Raw genomic sequence first — 20784 nt, forward strand, 5'->3', positions numbered from 1 at the left:
GGCGGCTCCTCAGAAATACCCTTGACGCTTTTTCAGCTCCATCGAACCGGACTGATCGCGGTCGATCATGCGGCCCTGACGCTCACTGGTGGTAGAAACCAGCATCTCTTCGATGATCTCGGGCAGCGTCTGCGCCTCGGACTCCACCGCACCGGTCAGCGGCCAGCAGCCCAGGGTACGGAACCGCACCATGCGCTGGCTGATCGCTTCGCCAGGCTGCAGATCGATACGATCGTCATCCACCATCAGCAGCATGCCGTCGCGCTCCAGTACCGGGCGCGGTTTCGCCAGGTACAGCGGCACGATGTCGATCTTTTCCAGGAAGATATATTGCCAGATGTCCAGCTCGGTCCAGTTCGACAGCGGGAAGACGCGAATGCTCTCGCCTTTGTTGATCTGGCCATTGTAGTTGTGCCACAGCTCCGGCCGCTGGTTTTTCGGATCCCAGCGGTGGAAGCGATCGCGGAACGAATAAATACGCTCTTTGGCGCGTGATTTCTCTTCATCACGACGTGCACCGCCGAAAGCGGCGTCAAAGCCGTATTTGTTCAGCGCCTGTTTCAGGCCTTCGGTTTTCATAATGTCGGTGTGTTTGGCGCTGCCGTGCACGAACGGGTTGATACCCATCGCCACCCCTTCCGGGTTTTTATGCACCAACAGCTCGAAACCGTACTCTTTGGCGGTGCGATCGCGGAACTGGTACATTTCGCGGAACTTCCAGCCGGTGTCGACGTGCAGCAGCGGGAACGGCAAAGTCCCCGGATAGAACGCCTTGCGCGCCAGATGCAGCATCACCGAGGAATCTTTGCCGATGGAGTACAGCATCACCGGATTGCCGAATTCTGCGGCGACTTCACGGATGATATGGATACTCTCCGCCTCCAATTGCCGCAAGTGAGTGAGTCGTTTTTCGTCCATAACAGATCCTTAAGCCAGATTCACAACGGTAGAAACCGTCTGAGATTGCTGCCCAAACCAGGCTATTTGATGGTGCAGTTGCACTACCTCGCCGATCACCAGCAAAGCCGGCAGCGGCGCCCGTTGGGCCAGTTGTTCAAGTTGTTGCAGCGTGCCGGTCAGCACCTGCTGGTCGGCGCGCGTACCGCGGCTGATCACCGCCACCGGGGTCTCGGCCGCACGACCGTGCGCCATCAGACGCTGGCTGATATCCGCCGCCTTCATTGTGCCCATGTAGATCGCCAGCGTTTGCCGCGCCCGAGCCAGATCGGCCCAGTCCAGTCCGTCGCCGTCGGCACGGGCATGGCCGGTAATAAAGGTGACGCTCTGCGCATGATCGCGATGCGTCAGCGGAATGCCGGCATACGCGGTGGCACCCGCCGCCGCCGTCACGCCGGGCACTACCTGGAACGGTATGCCCGCCGCCGCCGCCACTTGCAGCTCTTCGCCACCGCGGCCGAAGATGAACGGGTCACCGCCCTTCAGGCGCACCACGCGTTTCCCCTGCTGCGCCAGTTCCACCAGCAGGCGGTTGGTTTCTTCCTGAATCACCGAATGCGCGCCGGCGCGCTTGCCGACGCAAATACGATCCGCGTCGCGGCGCACCAGATCGAGGATCTCTTCGCTGACCAGATGGTCATACAGCACCACGTCCGCCTGTTGCATCACCTGCAGCCCGCGCAACGTTAGCAGGCCTATGTCGCCCGGCCCGGCACCGACCAGGGCGATCTCACCCTGTGCGCCTTCGTTGCCGGCGGCAAACGCCGCCAAATCCTGCGCCAGCTGTTGTTCGGCCTGTGCTTGCTGGCCGTTCGCCACCAACGTGGCAAAACGGCCGTTAAGCGCCTTTTCCCAAAAGCGTCGACGCGCGCCGATCGCCCCCAGCGTCTGTTTCACCCGTTGGCGAAAACCGCCGGCCAGTTGCGCCATCGGCCCCAGGCTGGCTGGCAACAGCGCCTCGAGTTTTTCCCGCAGCATGCGCGCCAGTACCGGTGCCTGTCCGCCGGACGATACCGCCACCACCAGCGGCGAACGGTCAATGATCGACGGAAAGATAAACGAACAGCGCGGCTGATCGTCCACCACGTTGGCCAGCACCCGCCGCGCGTCGGCCTCGGCATACACCGTGGCGTTCAGCGCGCTATCGCTGGTTGCCGCAATCACCAGGAAAACATCATCCAGCTGTTCGGGGGCAAAAGCCTGCCCCAGCCAGTGAATGCGCCCTTCCTGACGACGTTGTTCGAGTTCCGGTGAGAGCGACTGCGCAACTATCCGTATTTCAGCCCCGGCGCGCGCAAGCAGTTCCACCTTGCGTGCAGCGACTTCACCGCCGCCAACGACCAGCACCGGGCGTTGTTTCAGATCGGCAAATATTGGTAGATAGTCCACAACAGCCTTTTCATATAACAGAAAGATAGGGAGACTATACGGGCTACGATTTCGCCTCTGAAATGACGAAAAGGAATGAGTAGTGCGATAATGGAATAAGGCCACGGCAGCGTGCGCGCCAGCGCAAATTTAAGAGCGCAGGAAATTGAGTAATTCGTCCTGGCGTTTCATACTGGCAACCACAAAAAACACTCGGCATCGCCGATAGCAAAAGAGAAGGACTTTCGGAATGTTTTCCCGTTTTTGCCTGCAGTCCAGCCTGCTGGTCATGGCATTTTGCAGCGTTTTCAACGTTTCGGCCGCTACACAGCACGCCAAGGATGCCCCACTGGGCAAATACGCCGCCGAGCATATTCGCCATATCGCCACCTATTTCCCGGGCCGCATGGCCGGTAGCCCGGCGGAGCTGCTCACGGCAGATTATCTCAAGCAGCAGTTTGCCAGGATGGGCTATCAGAGCAACATTCGCAATTTCAACACCCGCTTTCTCTATGTAAATAAAAATGCCAGCGAAAACTGGCATAACATTGCGGTCAACTCGGTGATTGCGGCAAAGAATGGCGAGCAGCAGAAACAGATCATCATCATGGCGCATTTTGATACCTATATGCCGCGTAGCGATGACGAAGTGGACAACAATCTGGGTGGGCTGACCCTGCAAGGGGTGGACGACAATGCCTCCGGCGTTGGCGTGATGCTGGAACTGGCACAGCGGTTAAAGGATATTCCGACCGGCTATACGCTGCGGTTCCTCGCCACCAGCGGCGAAGAACTGGGCTCGCTCGGCGCAAAAAACTATCTTGAACGCATGAGCCCGGAGGAACGGGCTAATACCGTACTGGTGATTAATCTCGACAGCCTGATCACCGGCGACAGGCTCTATTTCCACGCTGGCCGCCAGACGCCGCCACAGATGGCGAAGAAAAGCCGCGATCGCGCGCTGGACATTGCCCACCGCTACGGCATCGCCGCCGCCATCAATCCGGGCAGTAAAAAATATCCGAAAGGCACCGGTTGCTGTTCCGATCAGGAAATATTTGATAACGCCGGTATCCCGGTGCTAGCGGTGGAGGCTACCAACTGGTCACTGAGCGATAAGGACGGTTATCAGCAGCGCGCCATCAGTCCGCACTTTCCGCAGGGCACCAGTTGGCATCAGCCACAGTACGACAACCTGAACTACCTGGAACGCTATCTTCCTGGGCGCATCGACAAACGCAGCCGCGACAGCGTGCAAATCCTGTTGCCGCTGATCAAAGAGCTGGCGCAGGCGCACCCGCAGCCGCAGCCGCATGCACAGAAGACAAAATAGCAAAAAGGCCGCAAAGCGGCCTTTAGACTGATGACAAACCTCATTCCTGTACTGAGCGAGTAGAGGTCAATAAATAAAAAATCAGCAAAACCAATTTTTTGATTTTGGCTGTTCACCACAAAGCAGGAAAAAACACGCTTTTCCTGCGTTGTCAGCATCGGTTTACCCTTCGTGCAGCCCGCACTCGCGCTTGAGGCCAAAGAAGCGGGTTTCTTCCTCGCTCATGCCCGGCTCCCATTTGCGCGTGGTGTGGGTGTCACCCACCGACAGATAGCCCTGCTCCCACAGCGGGTGATAACTCAGCCCATGCTCGGTCAGGTACTGATAGATCTGCCGGTTGTCCCAGTCGATGATCGGCAGCATTTTGAACACCCCGCGCTGCACCGCCAGCACCGGCAGATTGGCACGACTGCCGGACTGCTCGCGTCGCAGGCCGGCGAACCAGGTTTGCGCGCCGAGCGTTTCCAGCGCACGGCTCATCGGTTCTACCTTGTTGATCTGGTTATACTTTTCGATACCTTCCACGCCCTGTTCCCACAGTTTGCCGTAACGCGCTTCCTGCCAGGCAGCCGACTGCTCGGCACGGAACACCTGCAGATTCAGTTGCAAACTGTCGGTCAGTCGATCGATAAACTGATAGGTTTCCGGGAACAGATAGCCGGTGTCGGTGAGGATAACCGGAATATCCGGTCGAATGCGCGTGACCAAATGCAGGCACACCGCCGCCTGAATGCCAAAGCTCGAAGAAAGCACAAACTCGCCCGGCAGGTGCTCCAGCGCCCAGGCCACGCGCTGTTGCGCAGACAGGCTTTCCAACCGCCCGTTGAGTTCGGCCAGCGCCAGCGCCTGCCCGGATTTGGGCAGCGCATTCAGCGCCGCCAGATCGAATTCAGCCATCTTGTCTGCCTCCACGATTAATCCCAGAAATCCTGCGCCGGATCCACCACCGGACGCACGATGCCGGTACGGATGGTGAAGTCGCCAAAGCCCTCGCCTGCGTTGCGCTCCAGCGCCCAGCGGCCGACCAGTTGGTCGATCTCTTTGAGGATTTCGTCTTCGTTGATATTTTCGCGATACATGCGCGGAATGCGCGTACCGGCCCGGTTACCGCCCAAATGCAGGTTGTAGCGGCCAACGGCCTTGCCCACCAGGCCAATTTCCGCCAGCAGCGCACGGCCGCAGCCGTTCGGGCAGCCAGTGACCCGCAGCACGATGTGCTCATCGCCAACCCCATGCTGATGCATGATGCCTTCAACCTTGGTGACAAAGGCCGGCAGGAAGCGCTCGGCCTCGGCCATTGCCAGTGGGCAGGTCGGGAATGACACGCAGGCCATCGAATTTTTGCGCTGCTCGCTGACGCCGTCGTCGATCAGACCATGTGCACGCGCGATGGCTTCGATCTTTGCCTTTTCGCTTTCCGGCACGCCGGCCACGATCAGGTTCTGGTTGGCCGTCAGGCGGAAATCCCCCTGATGGACCTTGGCGATCTCGGCCACGCCGGTTTTCAGCGGCCGTCCCGGATAGTCCAGCAGGCGGCCGTTTTCAACAAACAGCGTCAAGTGCCAATGATTGTCCACCCCCTTCACCCAACCGATGCGATCGCCGCGGCCGGTAAATTCATAAGGGCGGATCGGTTCAAAGGTGATACCGGCGCGTTTTTCCACTTCGGCGCGGAAGGTATCGACGCCAACGCGTTCCAGCGTGTATTTGGTTTTGGCGTTTTTACGATCGGTACGGTTGCCCCAATCGCGCTGGGTGGTCACTACGGCTTCCGCCACCGCCAGCGTGTGTTCCAGTGGAATATAGCCAAATTCGCTGGCCTGGCGCGCATAGGTTTTCTTGTTGCCGTGCTCGATCGACAGGCCGCCGCCGACCAGCAGGTTAAAGCCTACCAGTTTGCCGTTTTCGGCGATCGCCACAAAGTTCATGTCATTGGCGTGCAGATCCACGTCGTTTTGCGGTGGGATCACCACGGTGGTTTTGAACTTGCGCGGCAGATAGGTGGCGCCCAGAATCGGCTCTTCGTCGGTGGTGGCCACCTTCTCCTGATCCAGCCACACTTCGGCATACGCACGCGTACGCGGCAGCAGGTGCTCGGAAATCTTCTTCGCCCATTCATAGGCTTCCTGATGCAGCTCGGATTCCACCGGGTTTGAGGTGCACAACACGTTACGGTTTACGTCGTTGGCGGTAGCCAGCGCGTCCAGCCCCAGTTTGTTCAATAACTGGTGCACCGGTTTGACGTTGCCCTTCAGAATACCGTGGAACTGGAACGTCTGGCGGTTGGTGATACGAATGCTGCCGTACAGCGTGCTTTCCTGCGCAAACTTGTCGATGCCCAGCCACTGCTGCGGGCTGATGATACCGCCCGGCAGACGGCAACGCAGCATCATCGCATGGCGCGGCTCCAGTTTCTGTTCGGCACGTTCGGCCCGAATGTCGCGGTCGTCCTGCTGGTACATGCCGTGAAAACGGATCAGCAGAAAGTTGTCGCCGTTGAAGCCGCCGGTCAAACCGTCATTTAGATCTTCGGCAATGGTGCCGCGCAGGAAGTTGCTTTGTTGCTTCATGCGCTCGGCATCAGCCAATTTGCCTTCTACCACCAGAGGCCCCGGGTGTTTGTCACTCATCAGTAAACATCTCGCTGATAACGGCGCTCAAGGCGCAGCTCACTTAAAAATTCATCGGCCTGCTCGGTATCCATGCCACCGTGCTCGGCTACCAGTGCCAGTAATGTGTTCTCAACGTCTTTCGCCATGCGATTGGCATCGCCGCAGACATAAATGTGCGCGCCTTGCTGGATCCAGCGCCACACTTCCGCGCCCTGTTCGCGCAGTTTGTCCTGGACGTAGACTTTTTGCTGCCGATCGCGCGACCAGGCCAGATCGATACGGGTCAGCAAACCGTCCTTGACGTAGCGCTGCCACTCAACCTGATACAGGAAGTCCTCGGTAAAATGCGGATTACCGAAGAACAGCCAGTTTTTACCTGCGGCGCCGTCGGCGTCACGCTGCTGCATGAAGGCGCGGAACGGCGCAATGCCGGTACCGGGGCCAATCATGATCACCGGCGCGTCCGGATTGGCCGGCAAGCGGAAATTGTCGTTGTGTTCAATAAACACCCGCAGGTCGCCGTCCTCTTCCAGCCGATCGGCCAGGAAACTGGAGGCGCCACCGGCACGCGCACGGCCGTCGATGTCATAACGCACCACGCCTACGGTGATGTGTACTTCGTTCTCGTTTTCCGCCTGCGAGGAAGCAATGGAATACAAACGCGGCGTCAGCGGGCGCAGCAGGCCAATCAGTTGCTCGGCGGAAAGATCGGCCGGCGCCTGGCGCACCATGTCAACGATCGGCGTGTTATGCGCAAAATGTTGCAGTTTGGCCTTGTCGGCCAGCAAGGCGATCAGCTGTTCGTCGCGCGACAGGGCAGCGTATTTTTCAACGATCGGCGTGGTGTTTTGCGTCAGCTCGAAATGGCTGCGCAACGCGTCGGCCAGCGGCAGGGTTTTGCCCTCCACCTCCACCGGTTCGTCGCCTTTCAGCCACAACAGTTGCACCAGTTCATCCACCAGCGCCGGATCGTTGTCAAACCATACGCCAAGCGCATCGCCCGGTTGGTAGCGCAGCCCGGAGTCGGCGAGATCGATCTCGATGTGCCGCACGTCTTTATCCGAATGGCGACCGGTGATCTTTTGGTTGACCGCCAGCTGCGCCGTCAGTGGCTGTTCCTTGCTGTACGGACTGCTGTCGATCAGATCGACCGCACCGCTGGCCAGAGCGCCGGGCACGGCGTTTTCCGCCGGCGCGCGCGCTTTCAATACCGATACCACCTGCTTGCGCCAGGCCACGGCCAATTCTTGGTATTCCACGTCAGCGTCGACGCGCTCCACCAGACGTTCCGCCCCCAGTTCCGCCAGTTTGGCATCGAAGTCCTTGCCCGACTGGCAGAAGTTTTCATACGAGGTATCGCCCAGGCCAAACACCGCAAACGCGGTATCGGTCAGTTTGGGGGCTTTCTTGGAGTGAAGGAACTTGTGCAGCGCCACCGCCTCTTCCGCCGGTTCGCCTTCGCCCTGGGTGGAAGCCACGACGATCAGCAGTCGCTCCTGGGCGATCTGCTTGAATTTGTAATCGCCGGCATTGACCAGGTTGACGCTGAGCTTGGCCGCCAGCAGATCGTCGCGCAGCTGTTCCGCCAGGCGACGCGCATTACCGGTCTGCGAAGCGGAAATCAGCGTAATGCTGGGCGCCGCTGCGGCTGGCGCTGCCGGCGCCACCGGCAGCGCCACGGCGCCAGGTTGTTGATTCACCATTCCCCAGAAGTAGCCGGACAGCCACGCCAGCTGTGTCGGCGAATAATCACCGATGGCAGCTTGCAGGCTCGCCAGCTGGTCGGGCGTCAGCGGGAGCAAGGATGTAGGAGGAGCCTGAGTGGTCATTGCGTCACGAATTCCGTTATATATACCCGCTGCAACCGGGCAAAAATAGTTCATTTAAAAGGTAGGAAGGTAAGGTTACCGAGTGGAATCATAACAATTAAAGAAGTGATGGAAATAATTAATAACCAAATGAGCTAAGTGTTTTTGCGGGTATTATTTATCGCTAAAAGTGGTAACAGCAAGATGAATATAACAGCATGAAAGATAATGATTTAACCACTGAGACCGGCCGCCCGAGCGTTAAGCAACCGGCTACCGACGCCGGTTATTCCGGCAGCCAGGTGGGAAAATTAACGCAACTTGCCGCCGCGCTCATCCCCACCGGACAATCAGCCAACTCCAGCGGCTGCGGATGCATCGGTGTGGTAAACCAGACGCCAACCTCCACATTCAGCTGACGTTCCAGGCTGTCACGCCGTTGTTTTTGTTGCGCCGACAGCAGTAACGGGAACCGCAGCCAGCTGTTTTCTGCTCCTTCGATGCGAGGTGGTTGCCGGTATCCGTGCGCCGCAGCCCAGCGCTGCCAAAAAGCTGCACCGCGCCGGCGCCGCTCTAGTAACGTCGGCAACCGGCTCAGTTGCAGACGCAGCAGCTCCGCAACCGGTTCGGCCATCCGCCAGCGGTATTGCGGGCTGAACAGTCCGCTTAATTCGGCGCTCTGCATCTGTGGCACACGCCCTTCCAGCGGCCAAGCGGCATCCGCCGCCGTCTGACCATCCTGCGTTATCGCCACCGCATGGCGCAACGTGTGCAGCAGACGCCGTATAAATACAGGCTCGGCGTCGGCGCTGGTGGCATATACCTGCTGCAGCCGTTGCTGCAACGCCGGCGAATGCGTAATTACCCAACCACCGTGGATGGTATTGACCACCTTGGAACGTTCACTGCTGAAAAAGGCGATATCGCCCAAGCTGCCGAGCAATTGGCCGCGGTAGCGCGCGCCGGTGGCATGCGCGCAATCTTCTATCACCCATAGCCGATGCGCACGCGCCAGCGCCAGCAGCGCGTCAAGATCGCGACATACCAGACCAAAGCTGTACTGGATCATGACCGCTTTGGTGTTGGGCGTGATCGCCTGCGCCATCGCCGCCGCGCTGATGCCAAAGGTGTCAGCCTCGATATCGACAAACGCTATTTCGATACCGTTATAACTGAAGGCATTGGCCACGCACTGACAGGTAAACGCCGGGATCAGCACGCGATCCCCCGGCTGCAGCCCAAGCGTGTGGATCACCGCATACAACGCCGCACGCCCGGCCATAAAGCTGGCTACGCCGTCAGTCTGCCAGATTTCGCCAATCTGCCGATGCAACGCCTGCACCTGCGCTGCGGGGGCAATCGCCCTATCGTCCCCCTGCATCAACCAACGACGAGCACAGTGGTCCTCTTGTTCAGACAGCGTAGCGTTCAACAACGGCACCCGGCGTGCAAAGGGTGGAAAAGTCATCGCGGCTCCTTGACTTGCCAAAAAAAGTGTTGTTATTTTGCACTGCTGTTATAAAAAACTATAACACCTAATACAACAATAAATTATTCCTCAACCTGATTTTCTTATACGCAAACACAACGATAAGGGAAAACAATGGATATATTAAGTAACTGTTTTGAAAGAAAATGGTTTTATATCTTCATGTTTATGTATCTGCTGATCATGATGCCGTTGCCATTTTTCTTTAACACGCAATACCAACCCGGCTGGCTAGGGATCCCAACATTCATCTTCGGCTGGCTAATACATGGCATCACAGTATCGGCACTGATTATTCTGTTTGCCTGGCAGTGTCTGCAACGCCCGGAATATCAGGGCAATATCGACGAGGAACAGCCATGAACAGTCATCTCGCGACCCTGTTGCAACCGGAACCGATACCGTTTTACACCACCCTGATCCTGTTTTTGCTGCTACTTGGCGGCATTGGCTGGTACGCCGCGCGCGCCACCAAATCGTTGAGTGATTTTCTGGTGATGGGCGGCAAGGCCGGGGCGCTGGTCGGCGGTTTTGCCTACTTCGCCAGCCAGTACAGCATGAGTACCTTTATGGGCGTGCCGGCGATGACCTACAGTACCGGCTTTGCCGGCATGAGCGTGTCCGTGCCGGGATTGGCATTTTCCATGATCGTGCCGGTGCTGTTCGTCGGCCGCAAACTGATGCTGATGGGCCGTCGCTACAACATGATGACCATGAGCGACTACCTGTCCGACCGCTACGAGTCCACCGCCATTCGCGGCGTGCACGCGGTGATGATGGTGATCTTTCTGATCGCCATGATGGGCGCCCAAACGGTCGGCGCCGGGGTGATCCTCAACACCTTTACCGGCTTGCCGGAGTGGATTGGCGTGGTGGTGATGGGCGTAGTGGTGGTGTTGTACTGCATGACCGGCGGTATGACCGGCGCCATGATGACCGACGTGTTGCAGGGAGGGCTGATGATCGCCACCGCCGTGGTCACCTTTGTGGTGTCGATTCACGCCGGCGGCGGCATGGAGGCGATCACCGGCAAGCTGGCGGCCGAGATGCCCAACCATCTGACCCACCCCGGAGCCAAAGGCGACTTCCCGTGGCAAACCTATGTGTCGATGATCGTGATGTGGAGCTTCTTCACCATCGGTCAGCCGACGCTGTTTACCAAATTCTTCACCATGAACAGCTACCGCACCATGTTTAAAGCGGTGATCCTTGGCACCCTGGGCATGCTGTTCTCGGCGACCATGATTGAATGGTCCGGCGTCAATGCCGCCACCTTTATCAGCGGTCTGACCGGGCAGGAAACCGATTTTATCGTACCGGTGATCCTGCAACAGAATCTGTCACCATGGATCGCCGCACTGCTGATCACCGGCATCGTTTCCGCCGGGATGTCGACCATTTCGGCGTTGCTGGTCGTCGCCACCGGCGGCATTACCCGCGACATCTATCAGAACGTTTTCCGGCCACGGGCGTCTGCGGATCAGATCCTGCGGCTGTCACGCTGGATAACGGTGCTGCTGGGCATCGCCGCCATCGCCATCGGCATCATCAAGCCTGCGGGGATCTTCGCCCTGATTCGTTTTGCCTTCGGCGGCCTCGGGATCTGGGTGGCGCCGGTGATCCTCGGCATGTACTGGAAGCGCGCCACGCTCGCGGGAGCCATCAGTTCGGTGATCCTTGGCGAGCTGGCCTATGTGGCGATGAAACTGTGGTTCCCGCAGCTGGCGTTCGGCTTTGATCCGCTGATCGTCTGCTGGAGCTTTACCATGCTGGTGATGGTGCTGGTTAGCCTGTTCACCCGCCCGAGCAGCGATGCTACTCTCAGACGCCACTTTGACGATCTGGCTGCATTGTGTGCCGCACGCGCCCGACGAAGCACACCGACAACCGTGACACCAACCAAATGACAGAGGCCTGCATTATCAACATCGACAAGAACTTGCCCATTGCGCTGCAAACCCAGATCGTAGGGGCTATCGAATACGGCATCATGGCCGGCACCTATCGCCATGATGTCGCGTTACCGTCGGTACGCGCGCTCAGTAAACAGCTGGGAGTAGCGCAACTGACGGTCAGCCATGCCTACCAAACCCTGAAGAGCATGGGACTTATCGAGACCATCGCCGGCAAGGGAACCTATGTTGTGCGCAACCGGCAGGAAATGGCCCATGAAGATCAGGTCAGTCAGCTGCATCAGCGCTTTCAGCAATTGCTGCAGGATGCCGCGCGGCTTGGCCTGTCGGAGTCGTTCTTTATCGGTGCGTTGAATCAGATGCAGGCGGCCGCCCCGCCCCCCATCGCGCTGCGCATGGCGATGGTGGGTAATTCCAACCGTATCAATCGCAGCTATATCGACAGCATCTGCGAAGTTCTGGGTAATCAGCAACCGATCGATACCTATACCTTCCGCGAATTCGCCGAACTGGCGGCGGACAAACTGGCCAGCTATCAGTTCTGGCTGACCATTCCACACTGTATCCCGCGCTTGCGCCAGCGCATTGATCCACAGACGCCGGTATTTGCCCCGTATCTGATCCCCGCCGAAGATACTCGTACCCGGCTGGCTCAGCTCAGCGCCGATGCCTCGGTACTGCTGGTTTCACGCTATCAGGCTTTCCTGCCTGCCATGCTGGAAGGGGTAAAAACCTTCGCGCCGCATATTGGCCAGATAGCCGTCGCCGCGCTGGAAGATGAAGGTCTGACGGCGGCGCTGGCAAGCCACAAAACCATCATTTACAGCACCGGCTGCCATAGTCATCTGCAACCGCTGCTGCCGGCGTCCCGTATCGTCTTTGAATATCGCCATACCCCGGAACCCCGCTATCTGCGGGAAATCTTGCGTCCCGCCTGGCATCACTATTGTCAGCACCTGGCTCTTCAAGGAGAGAATAATGAAAATCAGTGAAATGAACTGGTTTCAAGTACAGGAATACCTCGCTCGTGACGATCGGGTTATCCTGTCACTTGGTAGTACTGAACAACACGCCTATCTCAGCCTGTGTACCGACCACCTGCTGGCTTCCCTGCTGGCCGAACAGGCCGGCGAACGGCTGGGCATCGCGGTGTATCCCGGCTTGCCGTTCGGTATGGCGCCCTATTTCAGTCAATTCCCCGGCACCATCAATTTACGCCCGGCAACCTATAATGCCCTGCTGGAGGATCTGCTCTCCAGCCTGTACCAGAGCGGTTTTCGTCGTATTTTTCTGCTTAATGGCCATGGCGGCAACAGCCCGGTACAGGTACAGATCCATAACTGGCTCAACCAGCATGACGACGCGCGCGTACAGTTGCATAACTGGTGGGCCGCGCCGAAAGTGATGGGGTTGGTGAAAAGTTTTTCCGCCAACGCCTCCCATGCCTCGTGGATGGAAAACTTCCCCTGGACGCGTTTACCCGACGTCGCCATGCCGCAACAGGAAAAACCGGCCATCGAGGTTGCCAGGCTGGCGCAACTGCCGGCCAGTGCGGTGAAGGCTTATATCGGCGATGGCAACTATGGCGGCGAATACCAACGCAGCGACGACGACATGCAGCGCATCTGGCAGGTCGGCCTGGAGGAAACCTGTCAGCTGCTGGAACAGGGGTGGATATGATGAGCTACAGCCTGATCGAAAACGCCCGGCTGCTGACCGGACAAGGTATTCAACGCCAGCAGCTGTTGATCGGCATGGGCCGGATTCTGGCCATCGGCGAGGATCTGTCAGCGCCGGCGCTGCAACCATGCCAACGCTTTGACGCCGGCGATCGCCTGCTGGCACCAGGACTGATCGACCAGCATGTCCATTTGATTGGTGGCGGCGGCGAAGCCGGGTTCCATACCCGCACGCCGGAGGTGCAACTGTCGCAACTGTTGCGCAGCGGTATTACCAGCGTGATGGGACTGCTCGGCACCGACGGCGTCACGCGCCACGTCCAGTCGCTGTTCGCCAAAGTGATGGGGCTGCGCAACGAAGGCATTTCCGCCTGGATGCTGACCGGCTCCTATCAAGTGCCAACCATTACCGTCACCGGGTCGATATGCGATGACATCACCTTTATCGAGCCGATATTGGGGGTGAAAACGGCGATTTCCGATCATCGTTCTTCACAGCCCAGTTGCGAAGCGTTGATCCATATCGCGACCCAGGCGCGCGCGGCAGCATTATTAACGCAGAAACCGGGACTGGTGGTAATGCATATGGGCAACGCGCAGGCCGCCCTGACGCCGCTGGAAGAGATTCGCGATCGCTGCGAGGTGCCACTCGGTCATTTCTTGCCCACCCACGTCAACCGGCAACGGCACCTGTGGCGACATGCCATGCGCCTGGCCAGGCAGGACGGCGTCAATCTCGATCTGACCTCGGGGATCAGCCCACATCTGGGCGCTCGTGGCGCAGTAAAACCCAGCGAGGCGATACTGGAAGCGCTGGACGAAGGGATCCCACTGGCACAGCTGACGCTCAGCTCCGACGGCAACGGCAGCATTCCGGCTTTTGACCAGGCCGGCAATATTTGTGGCATGGCAGTCGCCGGTTTCGGCAGTCTGCTTGACGAGGTGCGCGATCTCAGCGGCGAACTGCCGCTCGAACAATGTTGGGCATTGGTGGCGTCCAACGTCGCACAGCGCTTGAAACTGCAAGACAAGGGAGAAATCAGCGTCGGTAAAGATGCCGATCTGCTGCTGCTGGATGACGCCTTACAGCCCTGTTCACTGTGGGCAAAGGGGCGTTTGATGCTGCACAATGCCGAGCCGCTGGTTCGGGGAACCTTTGAATAAAACGGCAAGCTGATAGCCCCGGGCGTACATTTCCGGTAGACTTCGCCGGTTTTTGAGTCAATGAGGCCGTAATAATGGCAACCACGCTGTTTAAAGATTTTCAGTTTGAAGCCGCACACCGTTTGCCGCACGTGCCGGAAGGTCATAAATGTGGCCGTCTGCATGGGCATTCGTTTATGGTGCGTCTGGAAGTGACCGGTGAGGTCGATGCTCATACCGGTTGGGTAATGGATTTTGCCGAACTTAAAGCGGTGTTTACCCCCGTCTGGGAACGGTTGGATCACCATTATCTGAACGATATTCCAGGGTTGGAAAATCCCACCAGCGAAGTGCTCGCCGCCTGGATTTGGCAGCAGTTGAAACCGCAGTTGCCGGAGCTCAGCGCCGTGATGGTCAAGGAAACCTGTACCGCCGGCTGTGTATATAAAGGCTAATCCCCTTTATGCTTGAAGTGGCATCGATGTTGGCTACGCTCACTCACCCGAATCACTGACGCATGTCAGCTCATCGGGCCTGGTTTCCTGGCCGCCTTGATGCCACTCCCATTATTTGGGGTCTCAGCGCTCACCGCTGTTAAGCAATATTCAAATACTTATGGGTTTGCATCGATAACCGCCAGTTGCGCGCGATGCAGGTTTCAATGCACAGTCTGGTGGCTTCGTCTTTTTGACTGATCGGCTGCAAGGCGATAATCCGCCGTTTCTCATCGTGCAACGTATCCAGCAGTGCATCCAGCGCGTCAATATCACGTTGACGTCCCACCGGGTGCTTGATTTCATCGGCACGCGTCAGCGCCTGCTCCAGCACCTTCATGCCGCCACGCATATTCACTTTGGGTGAAACCGTCACCCAGGTGTTTGGCGTGCACAAAATCTCATGGGTACCACTGGTTTCAATCTGGCAGGCGTAGCCGTTGAGCTCAAACAGCCTGGTCAACGGGATCAAATCATAAATGCAGGGTTCGCCACCGGTGATGACGATATGGCGCGCGGTGTAGCCCTGCTGTTGCACCACCTCCAGCAGCTGTTCCGCCGTGGCACTCCCCCAGGCGTCGCTTTCTTCGGTTTTGACCAGGATCCGCTGCATGTCCACTTCCCGATTGGCTTCCTTTTCCCAGGTGTGTTTGGTGTCGCACCAGCTGCATCCCACCGGGCAGCCCTGCAGGCGGATAAAAATAGCCGGAACGCCGGTGAAGTAACCTTCACCCTGCAAGGTCTGGAACATTTCATTAATCGGGTACTGCATCGGTTTCTCAATTCGGAAGGATAAAGCGTGATTATCGCAGATTCCACGGCGGTGACCAAATCGCGCATGAGAAGATCGACCGCCTCGCAAAATCTAACAAACAAGCAACAGATAAGATAAATGTATTTGACATTTTGCTCGCCGACGCCCAGATGTATAGACATGCAAACACAAGCCGGGCGCGCGTTCCGGTAACTACAACAACCGTGAAACAGGCCCACATTATGCGGCTTGCAGGCAATGATCCTGCAACTGACGACATGGCGGGCTGGGAGGGACTATGGCATTTTCCAGCGAGTTGAACATCCAGCAGGCAATTGACGACAGCAGGTTTTCGTTATTCCACTGGACCCTGATTATCCTCGGCTTTCTGATCCTGGCAATTGACGGCTTTGACACCGCGGCAATGGGTTATATTGCGCCGTCGGTGGCGAAAGACTGGGATATCGTCAAGCAGGATCTCGGGCCGGTGCTCAGCGCCGCGCTGCTAGGGTTGTCGCTCGGCGCCCTGGTGGCCGGGCCAATGTCCGACCGCATCGGCCGCAAGCGGGTGCTGGTGTTTTCCTGTCTGTTCTTCGGGTTATCCAGTCTGGCCACCGCCTATGCCGGTTCGCTGACCAGCCTGACGCTGTGGCGTTTTCTTACCGGCCTGGGACTGGGCGCGGCCATGCCCAATGCCATCACGCTGATTTCCGAATATGCGCCACAGCGCTGCCGGTCGCTGGCGATTAACACCATGTACTGCGGCTTTCCGCTGGGTGCGGCGGGTGGCGGTGCCATCTCGTCCTGGCTGATTCCGGCTTACGGCTGGCACAGCGTATTGCTCCTGGGCGCCATAGCCCCACTGGTGCTAACGGTGTTGCTGGTGCTGTTTCTACCGGAGTCGGTCAAATATATGGTCAATCGCGGCCATGATGCGCAAAAAATCAAGCGCATCGCGCAGCGTTTTGTCAGTCAGAACATCAGTCATGTCACCCACTTCCTGCTGTATGAAGAAAAACTGGCCAAGTCGAAAACCAGCGTTGGGCTACTGTTCAGCGGCCCTTACCTGATCGGAACCCTGATGCTATGGATCACCTACTTTATGGGGTTGGTGATCTATTACGTACTGCTCAGCTGGATGCCGATCCTGATGCAGGGCCTGGGCTACCAGCTGGAACAATCCGCACTGCTGACCTCACTGTTCACCTTTGGCGGCACGCTGGGCATTTTGATCGCCGGCTGGCTGATGGACCGCTGGAATGCGCATAAGGTGGTGTCGAGCGGCTTCGTGGTTACCGCGTTGCTGATCGTGGCCATGGCGATGGAAGACAGTCACATCGTACTGCTGGGGGCATTGATCTTTCTGATGGGCATCGCCATGAACGGTGCGCAATCCGGGCTGCAAACGTTGGCGGCCACCTATTATCCTACCCATAGCCGCGCCACCGGCATCGCCTGGATGCAGGGCATTGGGCGTTTTGGCGGCGTAGCCGGCACCATGACCGGCGCGCAGCTGCTGGCGCTGCAATGGGAAGTGCAAAGCATCCTGATGTTCCTGTGCGTGCCGGCGCTGGTCGCGGCCATCGCCACCGTGTTCAAGATGACGCGTCGCCCGCTATTGCAGCCTGCCAGTTGAGCCACCCACGGGCGCAGATCGTGCGCCCGTTACCGCCAGGGATACGCTTTACTGATATCCCACCACAATCTGTAATACAGATGTAAAATTATTGTGACTTACCGCGCAGAAATGACGCGATTTTAGTTCGATTTTGTTGAATAGCTCACTATTCCAGACCGTTTCCTCGCCGCCAGTTTCGGAAAAAATAAAAATAATCTTCTGATTTTAAACAAGAATAATTTTTTCTTATGCCATTTATCGCTATTTCGCCGCTGGTGTTGCATATGCTTGTACATACAAGTATATGTTAATAAACCCATGCACGATAACGACGAGGCAATAACCCGGCCGCGTCATGCAATCTGTACCGATACTGTTTGAGGAAAAAGCTGTGACTGCAAATAACAAAGTTCGCAACGTTGATGTACGCGCGCCTCGCGGCACCACGCTAAACGCAAAAAGCTGGCTGACCGAAGCACCGCTGCGCATGCTGATGAACAACCTCGATCCAGAGGTCGCGGAAAATCCGCACGAGCTGGTGGTATACGGTGGTATCGGCCGTGCTGCTCGTGACTGGGACTGCTACGACAAAATTGTCGCCACCCTGAAAACGCTGGAAGATGACGAAACGCTGCTGGTGCAATCCGGCAAGCCGGTCGGCGTGTTCAAGACCCACAGCAACGCGCCACGCGTGCTGATCGCCAACTCCAACCTGGTGCCTCACTGGGCCACCTGGGAACACTTCAACGAACTGGATGCCAAAGGCCTGGCGATGTATGGCCAGATGACCGCCGGCAGCTGGATTTACATCGGTAGTCAGGGCATCGTGCAGGGCACCTATGAAACCTTCGTCGAAGCCGGTCGTCAGCATTACGACGGCAAGCTGCAGGGCCGCTGGGTTCTGACCGCCGGTCTGGGCGGCATGGGCGGCGCGCAACCGCTGGCCGCCACGCTGGCCGGTGCCTGTTCGCTGAATATCGAATGCCAGCAAAGCCGCATCGACTTCCGCCTGAAGACCCGCTACGTCGACGAACAGGCTGACGATCTGGACGACGCGCTGGCGCGCATCAAACGCTATACCGCCGAAGGCAAAGCGGTGTCCATTGCCCTGTGCGGCAACGCGGCGGACATCCTGCCGGAGCTGGTAAAACGCGGCGTACGCCCGGATATGGTCACCGACCAGACCAGCGCTCACGATCCGCTGAATGGCTATCTGCCAAAAGGCTGGAGCTGGGAAGAATACCGTGAACGCGCGCAGCGCGAACCGGCGCTGGTAGTACAGGCCGCCAAGCAATCGATGGCCGAGCACGTGCAGGCGATGCTGGCGTTCCAGCAAATGGGCATTCCAACCTTCGATTACGGCAACAACATCCGTCAAATGGCCAAAGAGATGGGCGTCGACAACGCTTTTGACTTCCCGGGCTTCGTACCGGCGTATATCCGCCCGCTGTTCTGTCGTGGCGTTGGCCCGTTCCGCTGGGCAGCGCTGTCCGGCGATCCGCAGGACATCTACAAAACCGACGCCATGGTCAAAGAACTGATCCCGGACGACGCCCACCTGCACCACTGGCTGGACATGGCCCGCGAGCGCATCAGCTTCCAGGGGCTGCCGGCCCGTATCTGCTGGGTTGGTCTTGGCCAACGCGCCAAACTGGGTCTGGCATTTAATGAGATGGTACGCCGCGGCGAACTGTCCGCACCGATCGTCATCGGCCGCGACCACCTCGACTCCGGCTCGGTCGCCAGCCCGAACCGCGAAACCGAAGCCATGCAGGACGGCTCCGACGCCGTTTCCGACTGGCCGCTGCTCAACGCCCTGCTGAATACCGCCAGCGGCGCAACCTGGGTATCACTGCACCATGGCGGCGGCGTTGGCATGGGCTTTTCACAGCATTCCGGCATGGTGATCGTCTGCGACGGCAGCGACGAAGCCGCCGAACGCATCGCCCGCGTACTGCATAACGATCCGGCCACCGGCGTGATGCGTCATGCCGATGCCGGTTACGATATCGCCATCGACTGCGCTCGCGAACAGGGTCTTAACCTGCCGATGGTCGCCGCAACTCAGGAGAAGCAGGCATGAAAACCTTGATAATCCGCCCAGGCAAACTTCAGCTATCGCAACTGCGCGAGGTGTATCAACAGCCGGTAAAACTCCAGCTTCCCGACGACGCCTATGCGGCGATCGACCGCAGCGTGGCCTGCGTTGAACGCATTGTCGAAGAAAACCGCACTACCTACGGCATCAATACCGGCTTTGGCCTGCTTGCCTCGACGCGCATTGCGCGGGAAGATCTGGAAAACCTGCAACGCTCAATCGTGCTGTCGCACGCCGCCGGCGTCGGCGCGCCAACCGATGACAATCTGGTACGGCTGATTATGGTGTTGAAGATCAACAGCCTGTCGCGCGGCTTTTCCGGCATTCGTCGTGAAGTGATCGAAGCGTTGATGGCCTTGGTCAACGCCGAAGTCTATCCACACATTCCATTGAAAGGTTCGGTCGGCGCATCGGGCGATCTGGCCCCGCTGGCGCACATGAGCCTGCTGCTGCTGGGCGAAGGCAAGGCGCGTCATCAGGGTGAATGGCTGAGCGCCGACGCCGCACTGGCGAAGGCCGGGCTGAAGCCGCTGACGCTGGCGGCCAAAGAAGGCCTGGCGCTGCTGAACGGCACCCAGGTTTCTACCGCCTTTGCGCTGCGTGGTCTGTTTGATGCCGAAGACCTGTACGCCGCCGCCACGGTGTGCGGCAGCCTGACGGTGGAAGCGGCACTGGGCTCGCGCAGCCCGTTTGACGCCCGTATTCATGAAGTACGCGGCCAGCGCGGCCAAATCGACGCCGCCGCCGCTTACCGTCACCTGCTGGGTGAACGCAGCGAGGTCTCCGATTCGCACCGCAACTGCGACAAGGTGCAGGATCCCTACTCCCTGCGTTGCCAGCCACAGGTGATGGGCGCCTGCCTGACGCAGATCCGCCAGGCCAGCGAAGTACTGGAAGTTGAAGCCAATGCGGTATCAGACAATCCGCTGGTGTTCGCCGAACAGGGCGACGTCTTGTCCGGCGGCAATTTCCACGCCGAACCGGTGGCAATGGCCGCAGACAATCTGGCGCTGGCGCTGGCGGAAATCGGCTCGTTGGCCGAACGCCGTATTTCGCTGATGATGGACAAGCATATGTCGCAACTGCCGCCGTTCCTGGTGGATAACGGCGGAGTGAACTCCGGCTTTATGATTGCCCAGGTGACCGCCGCGGCGCTGACCAGTGAAAACAAGGCGCTGGCGCATCCGGCCAGCGTCGACAGTATCCCAACCTCCGCCAATCAGGAAGATCACGTGTCGATGGCGCCGGCCGCCGGTCGCCGACTGTGGGAAATGGCCGACAACGTGCGCGGCATTATCGCCGTGGAATGGCTGGCCGCCTGTCAGGGGCTGGATCTGCGCAAAGGGCTGCACACCACCGAAGGGCTGGAGCAGGCACGCCGCCTGCTGCGCGAACACGTCAGTTATTACGACAAGGACCGTTTTTTCGCCCCCGACATTGAAGCCGCCAGCCAGCTGCTGGCGTCCGGTCACCTGACGGCGTTAGTCCCTGCGGCGTTGTTGCCAAGCCAGGCATAAA

17 protein-coding genes are annotated in these 20784 nt (G+C 58.5%); 10 read left to right on the plus strand and 7 right to left on the minus strand.

Translation table 11 applies throughout. The annotated features are described in order from the left end of the window. Positions 1 to 9 precede the first annotated feature (9 nt). Both cysD and cysG read right to left on the minus strand, forming a co-directional pair. A complete protein-coding gene (cysD, locus tag NYE85_RS00270) occupies positions 10 to 918 on the minus strand; it encodes a sulfate adenylyltransferase subunit CysD (protein WP_259002302.1) in 909 nt (302 codons plus the stop codon). Between the two features lie 9 nt (positions 919 to 927). Then, positions 928 to 2346, minus strand: coding sequence for a siroheme synthase CysG (gene cysG, locus NYE85_RS00275; RefSeq protein WP_259002304.1), 1419 nt, complete (start codon positions 2344 to 2346; stop codon positions 928 to 930). Between the two features lie 229 nt (positions 2347 to 2575). Between cysG and NYE85_RS00280 the strand changes: the two genes are divergently transcribed. Next, entirely contained in the window at positions 2576 to 3658 is a 1083-nt protein-coding gene (locus tag NYE85_RS00280) for an aminopeptidase (RefSeq protein ID WP_259002306.1), read from the plus strand. Between the two features lie 162 nt (positions 3659 to 3820). Here NYE85_RS00280 and NYE85_RS00285 read toward each other — a convergent pair whose 3' ends face one another. The 4 genes from NYE85_RS00285 to NYE85_RS00300 form a co-directional block, all read right to left on the minus strand. Continuing rightward, positions 3821 to 4555, minus strand: a complete 735-nt coding sequence (locus NYE85_RS00285) for a phosphoadenylyl-sulfate reductase (RefSeq protein ID WP_259002308.1) — start codon at positions 4553 to 4555, stop codon at positions 3821 to 3823. 17 nt (positions 4556 to 4572) lie between these two features. After that, positions 4573 to 6288, minus strand: a complete 1716-nt coding sequence (cysI, locus tag NYE85_RS00290; protein WP_259002310.1) for an assimilatory sulfite reductase (NADPH) hemoprotein subunit — start codon at positions 6286 to 6288, stop codon at positions 4573 to 4575. Further along, positions 6288 to 8099: an NADPH-dependent assimilatory sulfite reductase flavoprotein subunit gene (gene cysJ / locus NYE85_RS00295; protein ID WP_259002312.1), complete on the minus strand. Its 1812-nt coding sequence runs from the start codon at positions 8097 to 8099 to the stop codon at positions 6288 to 6290. Before cysJ ends, cysI begins: the two co-directional genes overlap by 1 nt. A 265-nt stretch (positions 8100 to 8364) precedes the next feature. Further along, positions 8365 to 9546 (minus strand): aminotransferase class I/II-fold pyridoxal phosphate-dependent enzyme, encoded by a 1182-nt coding sequence (locus NYE85_RS00300; protein ID WP_259002314.1) that lies wholly within the window; start codon positions 9544 to 9546, stop codon positions 8365 to 8367. A 135-nt stretch (positions 9547 to 9681) separates the two neighbouring features. Between NYE85_RS00300 and NYE85_RS00305 the strand changes: the two genes are divergently transcribed. The 6 genes from NYE85_RS00305 to queD all read left to right on the plus strand — a co-directional run bounded on the left by NYE85_RS00305 (position 9682) and on the right by queD (position 14757). After that, entirely contained in the window at positions 9682 to 9930 is a 249-nt protein-coding gene (locus NYE85_RS00305) for a hypothetical protein (RefSeq protein ID WP_259002315.1), read from the plus strand. Next, on the plus strand, positions 9927 to 11474 hold the full coding sequence (locus NYE85_RS00310) for a sodium:solute symporter family protein (RefSeq protein WP_259002317.1): 1548 nt from the start codon (positions 9927 to 9929) through the stop codon (positions 11472 to 11474). The genes NYE85_RS00305 and NYE85_RS00310 overlap by 4 nt, the downstream gene beginning before the upstream one ends. Further along, a complete protein-coding gene (locus NYE85_RS00315; protein ID WP_259002319.1) occupies positions 11471 to 12472 on the plus strand; it encodes a GntR family transcriptional regulator in 1002 nt (333 codons plus the stop codon). The genes NYE85_RS00310 and NYE85_RS00315 overlap by 4 nt, the downstream gene beginning before the upstream one ends. Beyond that, positions 12459 to 13160 carry a creatininase family protein gene (locus tag NYE85_RS00320; RefSeq protein ID WP_259002321.1) on the plus strand — a complete coding sequence of 234 codons (702 nt, stop codon included), beginning with the start codon at positions 12459 to 12461 and terminating at the stop codon, positions 13158 to 13160. Before NYE85_RS00315 ends, NYE85_RS00320 begins: the two co-directional genes overlap by 14 nt. Beyond that, on the plus strand, positions 13157 to 14323 hold the full coding sequence (gene iadA, locus NYE85_RS00325) for a beta-aspartyl-peptidase (RefSeq protein ID WP_259002322.1): 1167 nt from the start codon (positions 13157 to 13159) through the stop codon (positions 14321 to 14323). The genes NYE85_RS00320 and iadA overlap by 4 nt, the downstream gene beginning before the upstream one ends. Positions 14324 to 14397: 74 nt before the next feature. Beyond that, positions 14398 to 14757 carry a 6-carboxytetrahydropterin synthase QueD gene (queD, locus tag NYE85_RS00330; RefSeq protein WP_259002323.1) on the plus strand — a complete coding sequence of 120 codons (360 nt, stop codon included), beginning with the start codon at positions 14398 to 14400 and terminating at the stop codon, positions 14755 to 14757. A gap of 139 nt (positions 14758 to 14896) precedes the next feature. Here queD and queE read toward each other — a convergent pair whose 3' ends face one another. Further along, positions 14897 to 15568 (minus strand): 7-carboxy-7-deazaguanine synthase QueE, encoded by a 672-nt coding sequence (gene queE, locus NYE85_RS00335; protein ID WP_259002324.1) that lies wholly within the window; start codon positions 15566 to 15568, stop codon positions 14897 to 14899. A gap of 280 nt (positions 15569 to 15848) precedes the next feature. Here queE and NYE85_RS00340 point away from each other — a divergent pair, with 280 nt between their 5' ends. From NYE85_RS00340 to hutH, 3 genes are all read left to right on the plus strand, one after another. Next, positions 15849 to 17186 carry an aromatic acid/H+ symport family MFS transporter gene (locus NYE85_RS00340; RefSeq protein WP_259002326.1) on the plus strand — a complete coding sequence of 446 codons (1338 nt, stop codon included), beginning with the start codon at positions 15849 to 15851 and terminating at the stop codon, positions 17184 to 17186. Positions 17187 to 17559: 373 nt separating this feature from the next. After that, positions 17560 to 19251: a urocanate hydratase gene (gene hutU / locus NYE85_RS00345; RefSeq protein ID WP_259002328.1), complete on the plus strand. Its 1692-nt coding sequence runs from the start codon at positions 17560 to 17562 to the stop codon at positions 19249 to 19251. Continuing rightward, positions 19248 to 20783 (plus strand): histidine ammonia-lyase, encoded by a 1536-nt coding sequence (gene hutH / locus NYE85_RS00350; protein ID WP_259002329.1) that lies wholly within the window; start codon positions 19248 to 19250, stop codon positions 20781 to 20783. The genes hutU and hutH overlap by 4 nt, the downstream gene beginning before the upstream one ends. The last annotated feature ends 1 nt before the right edge of the window (position 20784 follow it).

This window comes from Serratia sp. AKBS12, assembly GCF_024793895.1.
Classification (GTDB): Bacteria; Pseudomonadota; Gammaproteobacteria; order Enterobacterales; family Enterobacteriaceae; genus Serratia_F.

Excerpts from the sequence above, each read along its gene's own strand:
- NYE85_RS00320 (WP_259002321.1), top strand. The coding sequence starts at position 12,459 with ATGAAAATCAGTGAAATGAACTGGTTTCAAGTACAGGAATACCTCGCT.
- cysI (WP_259002310.1), bottom strand. The coding sequence starts at position 6,288 with ATGAGTGACAAACACCCGGGGCCTCTGGTGGTAGAAGGCAAATTGGCT.
- NYE85_RS00315 (WP_259002319.1), top strand. The coding sequence starts at position 11,471 with ATGACAGAGGCCTGCATTATCAACATCGACAAGAACTTGCCCATTGCG.
- iadA (WP_259002322.1), top strand. The coding sequence starts at position 13,157 with ATGATGAGCTACAGCCTGATCGAAAACGCCCGGCTGCTGACCGGACAA.
- NYE85_RS00280 (WP_259002306.1), top strand. The coding sequence starts at position 2,576 with ATGTTTTCCCGTTTTTGCCTGCAGTCCAGCCTGCTGGTCATGGCATTT.
- NYE85_RS00285 (WP_259002308.1), bottom strand. The coding sequence starts at position 4,555 with ATGGCTGAATTCGATCTGGCGGCGCTGAATGCGCTGCCCAAATCCGGG.
- cysJ (WP_259002312.1), bottom strand. The coding sequence starts at position 8,099 with ATGACCACTCAGGCTCCTCCTACATCCTTGCTCCCGCTGACGCCCGAC.
- NYE85_RS00300 (WP_259002314.1), bottom strand. The coding sequence starts at position 9,546 with ATGACTTTTCCACCCTTTGCACGCCGGGTGCCGTTGTTGAACGCTACG.
- queD (WP_259002323.1), top strand. The coding sequence starts at position 14,398 with ATGGCAACCACGCTGTTTAAAGATTTTCAGTTTGAAGCCGCACACCGT.
- NYE85_RS00305 (WP_259002315.1), top strand. The coding sequence starts at position 9,682 with ATGGATATATTAAGTAACTGTTTTGAAAGAAAATGGTTTTATATCTTC.
- NYE85_RS00340 (WP_259002326.1), top strand. The coding sequence starts at position 15,849 with ATGGCATTTTCCAGCGAGTTGAACATCCAGCAGGCAATTGACGACAGC.
- queE (WP_259002324.1), bottom strand. The coding sequence starts at position 15,568 with ATGCAGTACCCGATTAATGAAATGTTCCAGACCTTGCAGGGTGAAGGT.
- cysD (WP_259002302.1), bottom strand. The coding sequence starts at position 918 with ATGGACGAAAAACGACTCACTCACTTGCGGCAATTGGAGGCGGAGAGT.
- NYE85_RS00310 (WP_259002317.1), top strand. The coding sequence starts at position 9,927 with ATGAACAGTCATCTCGCGACCCTGTTGCAACCGGAACCGATACCGTTT.
- hutH (WP_259002329.1), top strand. The coding sequence starts at position 19,248 with ATGAAAACCTTGATAATCCGCCCAGGCAAACTTCAGCTATCGCAACTG.